The organism is Clostridium sp. B9 (genome assembly GCF_050509515.1).
Classification (GTDB): domain Bacteria; phylum Bacillota; class Clostridia; order Clostridiales; family Clostridiaceae; genus Sarcina.
In genome coordinates, this window is the sequence record NZ_JBNWKA010000003.1 from 3,190,646 (window position 1) to 3,208,505 (window position 17,860).

At 30.9% G+C, this 17,860-nt stretch carries 11 protein-coding genes; all 11 read right to left on the reverse strand.

What is annotated here, in order from left to right; all coding sequences use genetic code 11:
• Window positions 1-57: 57 nt before the first annotated feature.
• Window positions 58-1,836 (reverse strand): single-stranded-DNA-specific exonuclease RecJ, encoded by a 1,779-nt coding sequence (recJ, locus tag ACQZHJ_RS14155; protein WP_430486200.1) that lies wholly within the window; start codon window positions 1,834-1,836, stop codon window positions 58-60.
• Between the two features lie 11 nt (window positions 1,837-1,847).
• Window positions 1,848-3,059 (reverse strand): M16 family metallopeptidase, encoded by a 1,212-nt coding sequence (locus ACQZHJ_RS14160; protein ID WP_430486201.1) that lies wholly within the window; start codon window positions 3,057-3,059, stop codon window positions 1,848-1,850.
• Between the two features lie 353 nt (window positions 3,060-3,412).
• Window positions 3,413-3,988: a DJ-1 family glyoxalase III gene (locus tag ACQZHJ_RS14165; RefSeq protein WP_430486202.1), complete on the reverse strand. Its 576-nt coding sequence runs from the start codon at window positions 3,986-3,988 to the stop codon at window positions 3,413-3,415.
• 10 nt (window positions 3,989-3,998) lie between these two features.
• Window positions 3,999-6,938 (reverse strand): DNA topoisomerase IV subunit A, encoded by a 2,940-nt coding sequence (locus ACQZHJ_RS14170; protein WP_430486203.1) that lies wholly within the window; start codon window positions 6,936-6,938, stop codon window positions 3,999-4,001.
• Between the two features lie 13 nt (window positions 6,939-6,951).
• Window positions 6,952-8,898, reverse strand: coding sequence for a DNA gyrase/topoisomerase IV subunit B (locus tag ACQZHJ_RS14175; protein ID WP_430486204.1), 1,947 nt, complete (start codon window positions 8,896-8,898; stop codon window positions 6,952-6,954).
• Window positions 8,888-9,970, reverse strand: coding sequence for a tRNA 2-selenouridine(34) synthase MnmH (mnmH, locus tag ACQZHJ_RS14180; RefSeq protein WP_430486205.1), 1,083 nt, complete (start codon window positions 9,968-9,970; stop codon window positions 8,888-8,890). Before mnmH ends, ACQZHJ_RS14175 begins: the two co-directional genes overlap by 11 nt.
• A 308-nt stretch (window positions 9,971-10,278) precedes the next feature.
• Complete coding sequence (locus tag ACQZHJ_RS14185; protein WP_430486206.1) at window positions 10,279-11,679, reverse strand: glycosyltransferase family 2 protein; 1,401 nt, start codon at window positions 11,677-11,679, stop codon at window positions 10,279-10,281.
• 214 nt (window positions 11,680-11,893) lie between these two features.
• Window positions 11,894-12,892, reverse strand: coding sequence for a ketol-acid reductoisomerase (ilvC, locus tag ACQZHJ_RS14190; protein WP_430486207.1), 999 nt, complete (start codon window positions 12,890-12,892; stop codon window positions 11,894-11,896).
• A gap of 72 nt (window positions 12,893-12,964) precedes the next feature.
• Complete coding sequence (locus tag ACQZHJ_RS14195) at window positions 12,965-14,470, reverse strand: 2-isopropylmalate synthase (protein ID WP_430486208.1); 1,506 nt, start codon at window positions 14,468-14,470, stop codon at window positions 12,965-12,967.
• The gene (gene ilvB / locus ACQZHJ_RS14200; RefSeq protein WP_430486209.1) at window positions 14,471-16,135 is read right to left on the reverse strand and encodes a biosynthetic-type acetolactate synthase large subunit; all 1,665 of its coding nucleotides are present in this window, start codon (window positions 16,133-16,135) and stop codon (window positions 14,471-14,473) included.
• A gap of 61 nt (window positions 16,136-16,196) precedes the next feature.
• On the reverse strand, window positions 16,197-17,855 hold the full coding sequence (gene ilvD / locus ACQZHJ_RS14205) for a dihydroxy-acid dehydratase (protein WP_430486210.1): 1,659 nt from the start codon (window positions 17,853-17,855) through the stop codon (window positions 16,197-16,199).
• Between the last annotated feature and the right edge of the window lie 5 nt (window positions 17,856-17,860).

Genomic DNA, 17,860 nt, shown 5'->3' on the forward strand with positions numbered 1-17,860 from the left:
GTTCCATGCTACATCTTACAAAAAATCAAACTTTTTTCTTTTAATACCTATATTATTTTAAATTCTAAAGTATTTAACATTAGCTTGAATTGATTTATTCCCATTAAACTCATTTATGTTAGGATAATAAATCAAATCTATTCCAAAGTTGCAACTTCCACCCTCTAAAACTCTTAGAAGTTCTTCTTCTCCATATTTATCTTTAAAATCTTCTTTAAAATCATCTACTTTATTTCCAAAAGCTATGGCATCTAATGTTTTATAACTGTTTCTTAGTTTACATCTGAATTTTATAACATTTTTATCTTTTCCCATTATCCAAACTCTACTTACTTTAACATCCTTTTCTCCAAATAATGGGCTAGCATTTCCTTTTCCAAAAGGCTCTAGCTTCTCTAAATTATCTATTATCCCGTAGTTTAGAGATTCTAAAGGAACCTTAGCATCTATTCTTACCTTAGGTATTATGTCCTTATCAGTTAATTCACATTTCTCTAATAACATCTTTCTAAGTAAAGGAATATTCTTTTCTTCAACTGATAACCCAGCTGCCATTGGATGCCCACCAAATTTGCTTATAAGTTCTTTACATTTAGACAGTTCTTCAAATATATTATATTCTTCTATTGATCTTGCAGAACCTTTAGGCATGTCTTTACCCTTTGTCATTATAATCGTAGGAACATTATATTTTTCCTTTATTCTTCCTGCAACTATACCTGCTATACTCTCATGTATATATGGATTATAAACCAAGATAACTTTATCTTTTTCCATATTGTTATCCTCTATTTGTTTTATAACCATATCCACACTATCCTTAGTTAAATCCTGTCTTCTCTGATTTAATTCAAACAATTCCTTTGCTAAAGCATCTGCAATATCATCATTTTTTGTTAATAATAAGTCTACTGATAAATCTGCTGTTTCAAGTCTTCCTGTAGCGTTTATACAAGGTCCTATAACAAACCCTAAATGATATTGACTTATCTCCTTATCACTTAATCCTGTATATTTTTTTAAGGCTATTAATCCTTTATTTGATGTATTATTAAGTAATTCAAGCCCTTTTTTTACTATGACTCTATTTTCACCTAACAAATCTACTACATCACATACAGTAGCTATAGCACATATTTCTAATAGCTCTAAAGTTTCACTTTGTGAGATTCCTAATTCTCTATATAAAGCACACATAAATTTAAATGCTATTCCTGCTCCACATAAAGATTTAAATGGATACTCACACTCATCTTGCTTTGGATTTATTACTGCAAAAGCTTTAGGAGCTTCCTTCACTAACTCTCCATTTTCATTTTTAACTAAAGGAATATCATGATGATCTGTAAGAATAACATCCATTCCTAATTCATTAGCTAAAGCGATTTCTTCAAAGGCTGCTATTCCGTTATCACAAGTTAGAATTAATTCCGTTCCCTCTTCTTTTAATATTCTAACCCTATTTGAGTTCATTCCATACCCTTCATCTTCTCTATCTGGAATATGATAATTAAAATTAGCTCCACATCTTTCTAATCCTTTATAAAGTATTGACGTACTAGATACTCCATCGCAATCATAATCGCCATAAATTGTAATTTTACTCCCATTTTCTATAGCTTCCTTTACTCTATTGACTCCCTTTTCCATATCCTTCATCAAATATGGTTCATTTAAATCTTCTATTCCACCAAATAAAAATTCTTTTGCTTTTTCCGTGTCTCTTATATCTCTATTCACAAGAAGAATAGATGTTAATAAATCTATATTTAAATCATTTTTTAATTTTTCTATAACTTCTCTATTTCTTTGCTTAAGTAGCCATTGCTCCCTCACACCATCACCCCTTAATTAAGTATTTGTATAACTGGATTCTTTAAAATTTTCTCCACTAAATTCTTTATATCACTTAAAGCTAAATTATCTATTAATCTTAATTCCTTAAAAATATAATCACCTTTATCAAACATAGTTTCATAGATAGCCATTCTATTAGCCATAACTATGCTCTTTTCTAAATCTAACGAATTCTTAAGTTTATATCTCTTAACTAATTTCTTTAAATCTTCTTCTTTTAAATACTTATCAAGCTCATTAGCTTTCTTTACACAATAATTAACTATATTTAACGCCTTATCCTTAGCTTCCTTTGAAGTTCCAACATAAATTTTAAATAATCTTATTCCCTTTTCATATTTAACTTCACTATAAACCTCATATGCTAATCCGTTTTTAGTTCTAACTTCATCATAAAGAAGAGAGCTTACTCCTTCTCCAAACCATAAATTAAAAATTCTTAATGCAGAAACTTCTTCAAGTGTTAAATCATTTATATCAAATAAATAACATATTTTTATTCCATTATTACCTTCAATAATTTCTTCAAAAACACCAGTTCTAATCTCTCTTTGATTTTGATTCAATTCAAAACCTTCTATTCTAGCTTCATTAAATTTCTTTTCAACTATAGCTTTAACTTCATCTATAGAAAGAGATGAAACTACAGAAACAACCATATTATCACTTACATAATTTCTATGATAAAATTCTTTCAACTTATCTAAAGTTATCTCATCTATATGTTCCTTTTCTCCTATTATAAGATTTCCTATTCTCTCTTTTGAAAGTCCATTCCTTAAAGCAATATCTTCAACATGCTGCTCTAAATCTTCTTTCCACTCATCACTTTCTTGTTTTATAACACTTAACTCTTCCTGAATACCTTCATCCAAAAATGCTGGATTTAGAACTATATCAGCATATAAAGAAAATCCTTCTTCAAAGTCTTCCTTCGCTGATGTTCCATAATAAATAACATATGGATAATTAGTCATAGCATTACTAAACCCAAATAGTTCATCAAGTTTTTCATTTATTTCATCTTCTCTTAGATATTTAGTTCCTTTAAAAAGAATATGCTCCAAAGCATGAGCCATTCCAATTTCATCTTCCTTTTCACAATTAGCTCCACTCTCTAAACTTATACAAAAAGAAGTATGCTCTATATCTCTAAATTTATATAATAATATAACTCCATTATCTAAAGTTATCTTCTTCATCTTCTCAACTCCAATTTTAAAATGTGTTTTTATTAAAACTAAATACATTTTAACATATATAAACTAAGCTTAACATTTCCTTACTCATTAAACTTAAAAAGCAAAAAAATGTATTAAAAAACCTATAAACTAAAAATCTATAAAATATATGCAGAGAATATCTATATGAACTTTAGAATTTAAGTAATTACGCAAAAGGGGTTGCGTTAAGAAACTTGAACTGTTTGAGCCTTTGGCGAGTTTTCAAGTTTTGGCAACCCCTTTGGAGTAATTACTATAAATTGTTAGTAAAATATAGTAATTCTCGAAATATATTTATAGATTTTTAGTTATTAGGTCTTTAATACACTAAACTACTTACTTTCTTTTTCTATGAAGAAGTTTATAAGCATTCCTTCTCTTATTTGATTTGCTTCCTTTTCATATCCAAGTTCTTTTAATATCTCTAATCCAAATGCTAATGCAGTAGCTGGACCTCTACTTGTTATGATGTTCCCATCAACAACTACACATTCATCTTCTACATAGTTAACATTTCCAAGTTGATCCTCAAAACCTGGGTAACTTGTAACATTCTTTCCTTCTATTACTCCAGCTTTTGCTAAAGCTATTGGAGCTGCACATATAGCAGCTACTATTTTACCATCTTCATTGTACTTTTTAATTAAGCCCTGAACAACTTCATTATCTCTAAGGTTTGTTGCTCCTGGCATTCCACCTGGTAAAACTATAGCATCATATGAATCTAAGTCATTTTCGCTTATTACTTTGTCACAAAGAACTGTAGTACCATGGGCACTTTTTACTTCTTTGTTGTCAGCTATGCTACATGCATGACAAATAACTTTTGCTCTATGGCACACATCTACAACAGACAAAGCTTCTATTGTTTCAAATCCATCTGCTAAAAATACTAATACCTTTTTCATGACTAACCTCCTATTTAATAACTACATCCTTTATATAATCACCTAAGACAATTATCATTAAACTATTTCCTCTTCCCGCTCTATTTTGTAGTTTAATGCCTTCTATAGCAATCTCTACTTTTTCTTTTTCCTTAGATTCTAATACAAGCTTTTCATAGTTATTAGATAATTCTTTTTTATAGTCATTATACTCTTCTAAAATTTTACTATCAATACGCTCATCTAAAGATAATGTCTTACCAAAAATAACTTTATCATCATCTTTTAAGCTTATTGCAGTTACTCCAGAAGCTACTCTTCCCATTGGATTTACATTGATAGCTGAGAATTTAATTCCCATACCATTTTTAGTAACTAAAATAATATTTGAATCTTCTAATCCAATATCTACACTTACTAATTCATCCACTGAACTCTTGAATTTATAAACTATTTGATTGTTATATTCCCCTAAGAACTCTTTCATGGAAGTTTTCTTAACCAATCCTTCTTTTGAGAAGAAATAAACAAATAGGTCATCTCCTATTCTCCCATTCTCATTTAAGCAAATAACTTTTATTATGCTCTCATTTTTTTCAAACCCATCTACTAACTCTGAAAGATGACTTTCTTCAGTATTTTGAAGTAAATAAGTTGGGAATTTATATGCTTTTCCCATATTTGAGAATGCAACAACATGTCTAAATGAATTAACTTTAACCTTCTCATAAGAACTACTACTCATATTATTAAATATCTTTATATTACCTTTTTTATTGATTCCTATGACAAATTCTTTATACTCACAGTTATCAACAAATCTAATATCCTTAATATGATTTCCTTCTTTTAATGGAACTAATTGAGATCCCATTATATTTCTTTCTGAGAACTCTAATTCTGGTTCAGGCACAACAAATCTTAATCCATTTGTAGTTTCTATTTCAACAAATCTCTCTTCTTCATATGAATCTATTAATGATACACTTACTAAAGTATCATCACCTTTAAGTTTTAATGCCATAAGCTTTGAATATGCAGTAACAAACTTATCTAAAGTAGTCTTTTTAATAAGTCCATTAGCCGTTATGAACTTAAAGCTCTTATTTGGAAGATAATTTTCTATTGACTCAAAAGCTACTATTTTTTCATCACTAAGATTTAATCCTCTTATTAAATCTTCGATTCTTTCCCCTTTATCTTTCCACTTCTTATCCACTACAGAGTTACATTTAATTTGATAGACTGTACCTTTGTCTGTGAATATAGCTAATGTATCCTTTGTGTTTGATTTTATAAGGAATTTTAAATAATCTCCCTCTCTATAATCAATTTCATTTTCATCAACATTTGAACGATTATATGTTTTTAAAGGTATTTTCTTTATAAAACCTTCATTTGAAAGAGTAACCATAACATCTTCAGCCACTATAAGTTCTTCTAAGTCTATCTTAGCTTCACTTTCATCTTCAACTAAAGCAGTTCTTCTATCATCACCATAAGTTTCTGCAACATCTTTAAGTTCATCTTTTATTACTCCTAAAAGAACTGATTCATCATTTAGAATTTTCTTAAGAGCTTTAATCTTTTTAGTTAACTCTTTATGTTCTTTTTGGAATACTTTTATTTCTAATCCAGTTAATCTATAAAGCATTAACTCTAGGATTGCATCTGCTTGTAAATCTGTGAATCCAAACTTCTCAACTATATTTTCATGAGCATCTTTTTTAGATTTTGAAGCTCTGATTGTAGCAATTAATTCATCCATTACATCTATAGCTTTTATGAAACCTTCAACTATGTGGAATCTCTTTTCTGCCACTTCTAATTCCCTTTGAGTTCTTCTAGTAATAACCTCTTTTTGGTGATTTACATAATGAGTTATTATAGTTTTTAACCCCATAGTTTCTGGTTTACCATCAGCTAAAGCAACCATATTAAAGCTTATATTACCTTGAAGGTCTGTTTTCTTATAAAGATACTTAAGAACCTTATCAGCCATATTACGATCTACAGCCTTCTTAAACTCTATAACAGCTCTTATACCAGTTCTGTCTGATTCATCTCTTATATCAACAATTCCATCTAAAGCTTTAGCATGTCTCTTATCTCCAGTCATATCAGAAATTGTTTGAAGTATTCTAGCTTTATTTTTTCTATAAGGGAATTCTGTTATAACTATTCCAAGTCTTCCATTTTCTAATTCTTCAATGTCAGCCTTAGCTCTTAAAGTAACCTTACCTTCTCCTGTTTCATAAGCAGATAAAAGCGTTTTTTGACCTATTAAAACTCCTCCTGTTGGAAGGTCTGGTGCCTTAATATAGTTCATTAATTCCTTAGTAGTTATTTCATTATTATCTATATAAGCTAATGTACCATCTATAACTTCTCTTAAGTTATGAGGAGGTATATTAGTTGAAAGTCCTACTGCTATACCAAATGTTCCATTTACTAAAAGGTTTGGATATTTAGCCGGTAAAACCTTTGGCTCCATTTCTGAATCAGAGTAGTTTGGAACCATATCTACTACATTCTTCTCTATATCTCTAAGCATCTCCATAGATATACTTGAAAGTCTTGCCTCAGTATATCTCATTGCAGCTGCTCCGTCTCCATCTATACTTCCCCAGTTACCGTGTCCATCTATTAAAGGAGCTCTTGTACTAAAATCTTGAGCTAGTATTACCATAGCATCATAAACTGAGCTATCTCCATGTGGGTGATACTTACCTAATATATCCCCAACTATTCTAGCTGATTTGTAATAAGGTTTATCTGGAAAAGCTTTTAACATATAAGCTCCATATAGAATTCTTCTATGTACAGGCTTTAATCCATCTCTTACATCTGGAAGTGCTCTATCCTTTGCAACTTCTACTGCATAAGGAAGATAGTTGTCAGGCATAACCTCTTCAAGCGGTAGTCTGACAATATTATTATCCTTAGGTATTTCAATATTCTTTTTAGCCATTTAATCTCCTCCTTTAGAACTCAGCGTACTTGTACATGTAGTTCTTTCTAGGTTGAACAACATCACCCATTAATAAAGAAACCATCTTCTCAGCTTTAGCAGCATCTTCTATAGTAACTTGTACTAAAGTTCTTGTTTCTGGATTTAAAGTTGTCTCCCATAATTGATCTGGATTCATCTCTCCAAGTCCTTTGAATCTTTGGATTGTAGCACCCTTACCAACCTTCTTTTTAACTTCCTCTAGTTCATCATCAGTGTAGGCATAAATTATCTTATCTTTACCCTTTCCTGATTTAGCAACTTTATAAAGAGGAGGTTGGGCTAAATAAAGATGTCCATTTGCTATAAGCTGTCTCATATATCTATAAATATAAGTCATCCAAAGAGTTCTAATATGGTATCCATCAACGTCAGCATCACTCATTATTATTATCTTGTCATATTTTAAATCATCTTCATTGTAATTTTCTAATATCCCAGTTCCTATAGCTGTATTAAATATTTTTAATTCTTCAGAAGCTATAACATTCTCAAGCTTTTGCTTTTCAGTGTTCATAATCTTACCTTTTGAAGGCATTATAGTTTGGAATCTTCTATCCCTAGCCTGTTTAGCTGAACCGCCAGCAGAATCTCCCTCAACTACTATAAATTCATTAACTTCTTTATTTTTATAAGTACAAACAGCTACCTTTCCTGCTAATGGCGCTGTTCCTCTTCCTATTTTCTTTCTCTCTGCATCATTTATTTTCTTAATTTTTTCTCTTCTAGCAGCTGCATCTAAGGCATTATTTATTACCATAGTTGCAATTTCTTTATTATCTTCTATCCAATGACCAAATTTAGTATAAGCTAAATCATTCATCATTGTGTATGCTTCATTATTTCCAAGCTTAGTTTTAGTCTGACCTTCAAATACTGGGTTTGTTATTTTAATTCTGACAATGGCAGTCATACCTTCCCTAAGGTCATCACCTTCGAACTCTTTATCCTTTTCCTTAATAAGATTAAGCTTTCTAGCCCACTCTTTAAAAGCACGTGTCATACCTGTTTTGAATCCAGTTTCATGTGTACCAGCCTCAGTTGTAGGTATATTATTTACATAACTTACAATATTCTCTGTAGTTGAATCTGTAAATTGAAGACATATTTCTCCATACATTTGAATATTATTTACTTCTCTTTCTCCTTCAAACAAAACAGGATTTGGGTGAAGTGGTGTCTTACTTTCATTTAAGTAGTCTATAAAATCTAAAAGCCCTCTTTCAGAATAATATTCCTTAGAAACAACTTCATCTTTTCTATTATCAATAAGCTCTAGTCTTATTCCTTTATTTTGGAATGCTAGTTCTTGTAATCTTTCATCTATTATGTCAAATTTAAAATCTGAAGTTGAAAAAACCTCTCTATCCGGTAAAAAAGTAACCTTTGTTCCAGTCTCTTTAGTCTCACCTACTACTTCTAAAGGAGTTACAGCCGTCCCTGGCATATCCTTCTTAAGCTCTTTATCGTAAGCATATTCAAATCTCTGTCTATATATCTTACCATTTTGTTTAACTTCAACTTCTAACCATCTTGATAATGCATTAACTACAGCTGCTCCAACACCATGAAGTCCACCAGAAGTCTTATAGTTTTGGTTATTAAACTTTCCTCCTGTATGAAGTTCAGTAAATACCATCTCAACACCAGTTTTCTTCTTAATTGGGTGTACTCCTGTAGGAATACCTCTACCATTATCTATAACAGTTACACTCTTATCTTTATTTAATATAACTTTAGCCTTATTTCCATATCCATTTGATATTTCATCTATAGAGTTATCTAGTATCTCCCAGATGCAGTGATGAAGTCCCTTACTTCCAGTAGAACCTATGTACATTCCTGGTCTAACTCTAACTGGCTCTAACTTTTCTAAAGAAGTTAAAGAAGTAACGTCATAACTATTATTTCTATTGCTCATGTACATCCTCCTCTGATTCCCTCGATAATTCCTCTGAAATCTCTTTATATATTTCCTCTAATTTATATAATTCATTATCTACATCATTTATTTTAATTTCATCTCTAAAAGTACGTTTCTTTGCACTATTACCATACATGGGATCATAATATTTCTCCATAAGTTCTAAAGCAACAGTTGTATAATCACCCTTAGCTACTAAGTTCTTATAGTGTGCCACTCTTTCTTCACTTATATGTCTTTGAAGAACACTTAGGGCTTCATCTAATTGCTCATTTACATTCTCATAGCTAGTATAATCCTTAACTAATCTCTCTGCTCTCACTTCTGGATCTGCAATTATTCTTATTTTTTCACCCTCATACATTTTTTTAAATAAAGGATCTGGGATTAATATTTTTCCTATTCTCTTACTTTCACCTTCTATAAACACAAGGTTAGTTTTTCTATGTCTAAGCTTATCATAAACTAAAGCATCAAATCTTTTTTGGGTGTTACAGTCTCCAAGTCCTACTCCGCCTAAAATAGAACCTCTATGATTTGCACAACCTTCTAAATCTAAGATATCATATCCTCTTTCTTCTAATTTATATAACATCTCTGTCTTTCCTACTCCAGTATTTCCATAAAGAACTATAAAATCAGTTTCTTTTGAAAAATCTTCAAGCTTTTTTGTGATAAATTTTCTATAAAATTTATATCCACCCTGTAATTTATAACAACTTATTTTAAGACTATTAAGTAATGATTGAAGGCTTCCACTTCTCATTCCACCTCTAGCACAGAAAATAACAAGTTCTTTACCGTTTCTATTATTGTAAATATCTTGAATCTGTTTAAATATCTCTGGCAATCTCTTTGATATAAATTCTATTCCTTGTTCCTTAGCAGCTTCTGTACTCTCTCTTACATATAAAGTACCTACTACATCTCTTTCTTCATCTAAAAGTACAGGTATATTAATAGAACCTATCATCGGCTCATCTCTTGCTTCCTTCGGGCTTCTTACATCTATAAAAATATACTTATCCTCATGCCCATATATCTCCTCATAAGCTATTAATCCAAACATCTATATCATCCTTTCAATTTACTAAAATAGTATAATTCCTAAAAAAAACATTGTCAAACGTTTGTTCCCATCTATTACACTTAATAGTGCTTCACGATTATTAATTATATCAAAAGTTATTAAAATAAAAAAATTCATTTTACAAAATACTTAATTTTGACCTTTTTTTAAAATCCCACTTCATATTAAAACACAAGTTTATTACTAACCATACAAATTAAATACTTTCCAATCTGCTTAAAATTTAAGCTTATAAATATATTATTTTCAACAAAAATATAAGACATCCTAACGGATGTCTTATAATATTAAACTTCATATATTCCAATTTGTCTAACGTGTTTAGTATGTGACCATTCTTTCTTATCTTTATCTATTATACCTTGGATAGTTATTGGAATCCAAGTTAATGTGTATATAGGATAAATTAAGTATCTGTAGAATATTTGGAAGTTTCTCTTTCCTAAGAATAATAATGTTCCTACTAGGAATATTCCAATATAAGCTACATTGAATAGTGTTAATAATACCATGTTATCTAATATACCTAATTGAGTTATTAGGTATGGTTGTATAAATACATTACATGCATATAAACCTAAAACTACAAATAATTTTCCACTCATCTTTTTATCGAAGAATAAAGCAAATGGTGTTAATAAGAATTGGAATACACAGAATAACTGCCATGCAGTTGCATTGAATAAGTAACTTATCACAAATATTCCAAAACCATCAACGGCTCTTATTTGTACGAATGTAAGTATCGCAGCTAATCCCATTAATAAAGTAACAAATGGTTGCATTACATATAGTGTACAGTCAAAAGCAATAATGCTTCTATCTTTTATTGCTTTCTTTAAAAGTTTCATTCCATATCTACTAGCAACATCTGCAAATCCTTGCATCCATCTCTTTCTCTGATTCCATGAAGCTTTTAAAGTTAAAGGTTTTTCATCATATATTATGGCATCATGTGCCCATCCTACTTTTTCATCATTTAATATAAGTTTACAGCTAAACTCTAAGTCTTCAGTTAAGCAAGTAGCTCCCCATCCTAACTTTTTAAGGGTATCAGTATCTACAACAAATCCTGTTCCACCGATCTGAGCTGATAGTCCTATATTACTTTTTGCTAATTGAAGCATTCTATTTGCTGATGTAAATGCTATAGCATAAGATTCTGTTATCCATGAATCTTGAGGATTCTTAGAATCTATGTATCCTTGAACAACCTTATATCCTTCACACATCTTGTTGTTCATTTCTTTTAAGAAATTCTTATCTACTAAGTTATCAGCATCAAATATAGCTATTCCATCATAATGAGTTTCCATTTTGAATATTTTATCAAACATCCATTCTAAAGCGAAACCCTTACCTCTCTTCTCTTTATTAAATCTTTCAAATACATTTGCTCCTGCTGCTCTAGCAACCTTCGCAGTATTATCTGTGCAGTTATCTGCAATAACAAATATATCATATAATTCTTTTGGATAATCTAAGTGCTTTAAACTTTCAACTAGATTTTCTATAACCACTTCTTCGTTATGCGCAGATACAAGCATTGCAAATCTCTTTTGCGGCTCAAAAACTTTTTTGTCTTTTTTCTTGTAAAATCCAAATAGCGCTATGAATAAATAGTATAGCATCAGAGCAAATACGCCTATTTGAAAAATAGCTGTTACCCAAAATATATACTTTTCCATAAATTCCACTCCTATAATTTAAATTAACCTCTGACATTATAACAGTTGTTTATACATTTTGTAAAATATATTTTTTCTTATTATTTTAAACAAACTATCAAAATTTCTTATTGTTGAAATAAAAACTAACAATTTAGAGTGGATATTTCTACAAAATTCCCACAGCAATTGATTCATAGAAAGTGCTTATCCTATGAATCAATTGCTTTAAAATTTAAATATTATTATCTATCCAACTCATCATGCTTCTTAGTTCTCTTCCAACCTTTTCAATTTCATGGTCTTTTTCTCTTTCTCTGATAGCATTAAATTTAGGTCTACCTTCTGAATTTTCTAACAACCATCTCTTTGCAAAGGTTCCATCTTGAATTTCTCTAAGAACATTTTTCATTTCTTTCTTAGTCTCTTCTGTAATTATTCTTTTACCAACCATATAATCGCCATACTCTGCAGTATCACTTATTGAATACCTCATGGTACTAATTCCACCTTGATACATTAAATCCACTATAAGTTTCATTTCATGCAAACATTCAAAATAAGCATTTTCTGGAGCATATCCCGCTTCTGTTAAGACCTCAAATCCTGCCTTAATCAAAGCTGTAACTCCTCCACATAGTACCGCTTGTTCTCCGAAAAGATCTGTTTCAGTTTCATCCTTAAATGTTGTTTCTAAAACTCCAGCTCTCGCTCCACCAATTCCATTTGTATAAGCTAATGCAATATCTTTTGCTTTCCCTGTATAATCTTGATGTACAGCTATTAAACAAGGTACTCCTGAACCTTCAGTATAGGTCCTTCTTACCATATGACCTGGCCCTTTAGGTGCTACCATGAATACATCAACCCACTCTGGTGGTTCAATCTGTCCAAAGTTAATATTAAACCCATGAGCAAATGCTAAAGCTTTTCCTTTTGATAAGTTTTCTTTTATCTCTTCACTATAAAGTTTCGCTTGTTTTTCATCTGGCACTAAAATCATTATAACGTCGCAGCTTTTTACAGCTTCACTAACAGTCGAAACTTTTACCCCTTCTTTTTCAGCCTTTTCCCAAGACTTACTACCATTGTATAACCCTACAGTTACATCAATACCACTGTCTTTTAGATTTAATGCATGTGCACACCCTTGACTTCCATAACCAATGATTGCAACTTTTTTCCCCTTTATTAAATCTAAATCTGTATTATTTTCATAATATAATTTTGCCATATAACACCCTCCTCAATTATTACAAAATTCTTAATTTATAATTTTAAAATTATATAAGCCAAGCTATTTTATTTATTGATAAAGCTTATTTATAGCGCTTATATAAGCTTTTACACTAGCTTCCATTACGTCTTCCGAAAGTGAACGACCTGTAAATATCTTTCCATCCTTCTCAATTTTAATTATTATTTCACCTAAGGAATCCTCACCATCAGTTATGGATTTTATTGAATAATCCTTTAGATTAACTTCTTTCCCTATACATCTCTCGATGGCTTTAAACACTGATGATATAGTCCCTTCACCTACTGCACTTTCCTTTAAAATCACACCATTGCATTGTATTTCAACAGTACTTGTACATATCATTTTATTGCCACTATAAATTTGATAAGATATTAATTTATATTTTTCTTCTAAAACTTCACTCATCTCATGATTTACTATTGCTTCAATCTCTTTTTGGCTAACATTTTTCTTTTTATCTGCAACACTTTTAAATCTTTCAAAAGCTTCATCCAAAGCTTTCCCTTCTAGCTCTAAACCACATTTTTTTAAATAATCTTTAAAAGCATGTCTTCCTGAATGTTTTCCTAAAACTAGATTTTCATCTTCTACTCGTCCAATAGTTTCTGGAGTTATTATTTCGTAAGTACTTCTTTCTTTCAAAAATCCATCTTGATGTATACCTGATTCATGTAAAAAAGCATTTTCCCCAACTATTGCTTTATTATTTTGCACATACATTCCACTTACTGAAGAAACTAATTTTGAAGTTCCCCAAATATTTTTAAGATTTATTCCTGTACATATATCTAATGATTCTTTTTTAGTTTCAATAGCCATAACTATTTCTTCTAAAGCCGTATTTCCCGCTCTTTCTCCAAGACCATTTATTGCACATTCAACTTGAGTAGCTCCTGATAATATACCCGCTAAGGAATTTGCTACAGCTAGTCCTAAATCATTATGACAATGAACTGAAACATCAACTTTTTCTATTCCTTTTGTTCCATTTACTATTTTCTTGATAAAATCTCCATATTCCATAGGCAAAGCATATCCAACAGTATCGGGTATATTTATTACTGTTGCACCAGCTTCTATTACTTTTTCAAATAATCTACATAGAAACTCCACTTCGCTTCTATACGCATCTTCTGCTGAAAACTCAATATTAGAACAAAGATTTTTACTATATCTAACTGCCTCTATAGCATTTTCTATAACTTGCTCTTCACTCATATTAAGTTTATATTTCATATGAATAGGAGATGTTGCTATAAATGTATGAATTCTTGGACTTTCACTATACTTAACAGCATTCCAAGCCAAATCAATATCTTTTTTAACTGCTCTACTTAATGCAGCTATTTCAGAATTTTTAATATTTTTGGCAATCTCACTTACTGATTTAAAATCCCCTTCTGATGCCATAGGAAATCCTGCTTCAATAACATCTACTCCTAATCTCTCTAACCTTTTAGCAATAATCATCTTTTCCTTAAGATTTAAATTTACTCCTGGTGACTGCTCACCATCTCTTAAGGTGGTATCAAATATCCTTATTTTCCTCATTTAACCCTCCTTAAACTCTTCTAATATTAAATTTCCTATAGACTCTCCTGGAGCAACCATTGGAAAAACTTTCAAATTGTTATTTATAACATAATCTATTACACAAGCCTCATCAGAATACAAAACCTCTTTAAGTTTACTTTCTAAATCAGCCTCATTTATCCTTAATCCTTTTATTCCAAAAGCATTAGCAAGTTTTACAAAATCAGTTTTTCTATCTAATGTCGTCTGAGAGTATCTTTTATCATAAAATAAATCTTGCCACTGCCTAACCATACCTAAAACATTATTGTTTATTACAAAAATCTTTATCGGTAAGTTATTAGTAGATATAGTAGCTAACTCATTACAATTCATACCAAAACTACCATCACCAGTTATTAAAATAACTTTTTTATCACTATTCCCGATTTGACTTCCTATAGCAGCTCCAACTCCAAACCCCATAGTTCCAAGCCCCCCTGAGCTTATGAAACTTCTTTCTTTTACAAACTTGTAGTTAGATGCTGTCCACATTTGATGTTGACCAACATCAGTTACAATAATATACTCTTCATCACATAGATTATTTAATACTTCAAATAATTTCTTAATACTATCTGGAGTCCTACTATCTTTTTCTTCATTTTTTAGAATATTCATTTCATTAATCCACTCTTCATTTTTCTTCTCATCAATTAGTGGAATCAATCTATTTAAAGTCTCTTTTATATCTCCAACTATATAATCATCAACTTTTATATTCTTGTTTATCTCAGCTGGATCCACATCTATATGAATTATCTTTGCATTTTTAATGTGATCTCTATTAGTAATAACCCTATCACTAAATCTTGCTCCTATACATATAATCAAATCACTTTTAGTTGCTAATATATTTGATGTTTTAGTACCATGCATTCCTATCATTCCTGTATATAAATAACTTTCATTAGAATATGCACACTTCCCCATTAAGGATGTTGAGACTGGAGAATTTATCTTTTCAGCAAAGCTCTTTAATTCTTTAAAAGCCTCTGATGATATAACTCCTCCACCAGCATAAATTAAAGGCTTTTCACTCCTGTTTATTAATTCAGAAATATTTTTAAGTCCTTCTTCAGTTAAATATTTTGTATTCCTTTCAATCTCTACAGGAACAACTTTTTTATATTCATATTTTTGACTCATTATTTCCTTGGGAATATCTATTAAAACAGGTCCTTTTCTTCCCTTTTGAGCTATCTTAAAAGCTTCCAATATTATATCCTGTAGCTTACTAACATCATCAACTATATAACTATGTTTTGTTATAGGAAGTGTTATTCCAAATATATCAACCTCTTGAAAAGAATCCTTACCTAAAGACTTCTTTGGAACATTACCTGTAATAGCTATCATAGGTATAGAATCCATATAAGCTGTAGCTATTCCAGTAACAAGGTTTGTAGCACCTGGTCCCGATGTTGCAAGACAAACACCTACCTTTCCAGTAGACCTTGCATATCCATCCGCTGCATGTGAAGCTCCCTGTTCATGAGCAGTTAGTACATGTTTAATTTCTCCCTCATATTTATATAAACAATCATATATATCTAAAACAGAGCCTCCTGGATATCCAAATATAGTGTCCACTCCATGATCCATTAAAGTTTTTATTAAAATTTCTGCTCCCTTTAATAGCACTTTCTTTCACCTCCCATAAAATCACAAATCCTATAATTTCCAATTTACTTTTAAATACACCTTAACTTAAAACTGCCCCTTTGCTAGCTGATGAAACCAGCTTTGAATATCTACTTAAATACCCAGACTTAACCTTACTTTCAAACTTATTTAACTTCTTTCTTCTCGCTTCTAATATCTCATCAGAGACTTCTAGTTCTAGCTTTCTATTTGGAATATCTATACTTATTACATCTCCATCTTCAACTAAAGCTATAATCCCCCCTTCTGCTGCTTCTGGAGAAACATGTCCAATAGAAGCTCCTCTTGTAGCTCCTGAAAATCTACCATCTGTTATTAAGGCAACATCACCATCTAATCCCATTCCTGCTATAGCTGATGTTGGACTTAGCATTTCTCTCATCCCTGGTTCACCTTTTGGGCCCTCATATCTAATTAAAACAACATCGCCTTTTTCAATTTTCCCTTCTAAAATTTCCTTAATAGCCTCTTCCTCAGAATCAAAAACTCTACTTCTACATCTACAAACCATCATAGAAGGTAAAACAGCTGATTTCTTAACAACAGCTCCATCCTTGGCTAAGTTTCCTTTTAAAACTACCAATCCTCCACTTTCACTATATGGATTTTCTATATTTCTAATCACTTCTTCATCTAAATTAGAAACACTTTTTATATTTTCAAGTACACTTTTACCAGTGCACGTTAAAGCCTCTAAATCTATTAAATTCTTTTTAGATAATTCTTTTATTAAGACTTGAACTCCACCTGCTGAATATAAATCTTCCATATAATGTTCCCCAGCCGGTGAAAGCCTACAAAGATTAGGTGTTTCCTCACTTATCTTATTTACATAATCTAAATCAAGTTCTACTCCTGCCTCATTTGCTACAGCTGTTAAGTGAAGCAAACTATTACTAGAACATCCTAAAGCCATATCCACTCTTAAAGCATTCTCTATACTGCTCTTATTCACTATATCTCTAGCTTTTATATTTTTATTGACTAAATTCATTAAAGCCATTCCAGCTTTCTTAGCTAAAACCATTCTTTCAGAATAAACAGCTGGTATTGTCCCATTACCAGGCAAAGCTATCCCTAAAGCTTCACACAAACAATTCATAGAGTTTGCAGTAAACATTCCTGAACATGACCCACAAGTCGGACAAGCATTCTTTTCTAAAGAAAGTAAATCTTTCTCACTCATCTTTCCTGCTTCATATGCTCCTACGCCTTCAAAAACGGTAGACAAACTACACTTTCTTCCTTTAAACTTACCTGAAAGCATTGGTTCACCAGACACAACTATTGAAGGTAAGTTCATTCTTAAAGCTCCCATTAAAACCCCTGGAACAATCTTGTCACAGTTTGGAATTAACACTAATCCATCAAAACCATGAGCCTTTGTCATACATTCTATGGAATCAGCTATAATTTCTCTTGTAGCTAAAGAGTATTTCATTCCTTCATGTCCCATAGCTATTCCATCACATACTCCTATTACAGGAAAAACTACTGGAACTCCACCAGCCATCAATATTCCCTTTTTAACATTTTCAACTATCTTATCTAAATTAATATGACCAGGTACGATATCATTTTGTGAAGTAACAACACCTATAAGTGGTTTATTAAACTCCTCCTCAGTCATCCCTAGTGCTCTAAGTAAAGATCTATGTGGCGCCCTACTACTTCCTTTTTTAATAACATCACTTTTCATAAAAT

Bases quoted from the DNA above. Each gene is read 5' to 3' on its own strand.
- ACQZHJ_RS14160 (WP_430486201.1), bottom strand. From the start codon at position 3,059: ATGAAGAAGATAACTTTAGATAATGGAGTTATATTATTATATAAATTT.
- ACQZHJ_RS14165 (WP_430486202.1), bottom strand. From the start codon at position 3,988: ATGAAAAAGGTATTAGTATTTTTAGCAGATGGATTTGAAACAATAGAA.
- ACQZHJ_RS14170 (WP_430486203.1), bottom strand. From the start codon at position 6,938: ATGGCTAAAAAGAATATTGAAATACCTAAGGATAATAATATTGTCAGA.
- ACQZHJ_RS14175 (WP_430486204.1), bottom strand. From the start codon at position 8,898: ATGAGCAATAGAAATAATAGTTATGACGTTACTTCTTTAACTTCTTTA.
- mnmH (WP_430486205.1), bottom strand. From the start codon at position 9,970: ATGTTTGGATTAATAGCTTATGAGGAGATATATGGGCATGAGGATAAG.
- ACQZHJ_RS14185 (WP_430486206.1), bottom strand. From the start codon at position 11,679: ATGGAAAAGTATATATTTTGGGTAACAGCTATTTTTCAAATAGGCGTA.
- ilvC (WP_430486207.1), bottom strand. From the start codon at position 12,892: ATGGCAAAATTATATTATGAAAATAATACAGATTTAGATTTAATAAAG.
- ACQZHJ_RS14195 (WP_430486208.1), bottom strand. From the start codon at position 14,470: ATGAGGAAAATAAGGATATTTGATACCACCTTAAGAGATGGTGAGCAG.
- ilvD (WP_430486210.1), bottom strand. From the start codon at position 17,855: ATGAAAAGTGATGTTATTAAAAAAGGAAGTAGTAGGGCGCCACATAGA.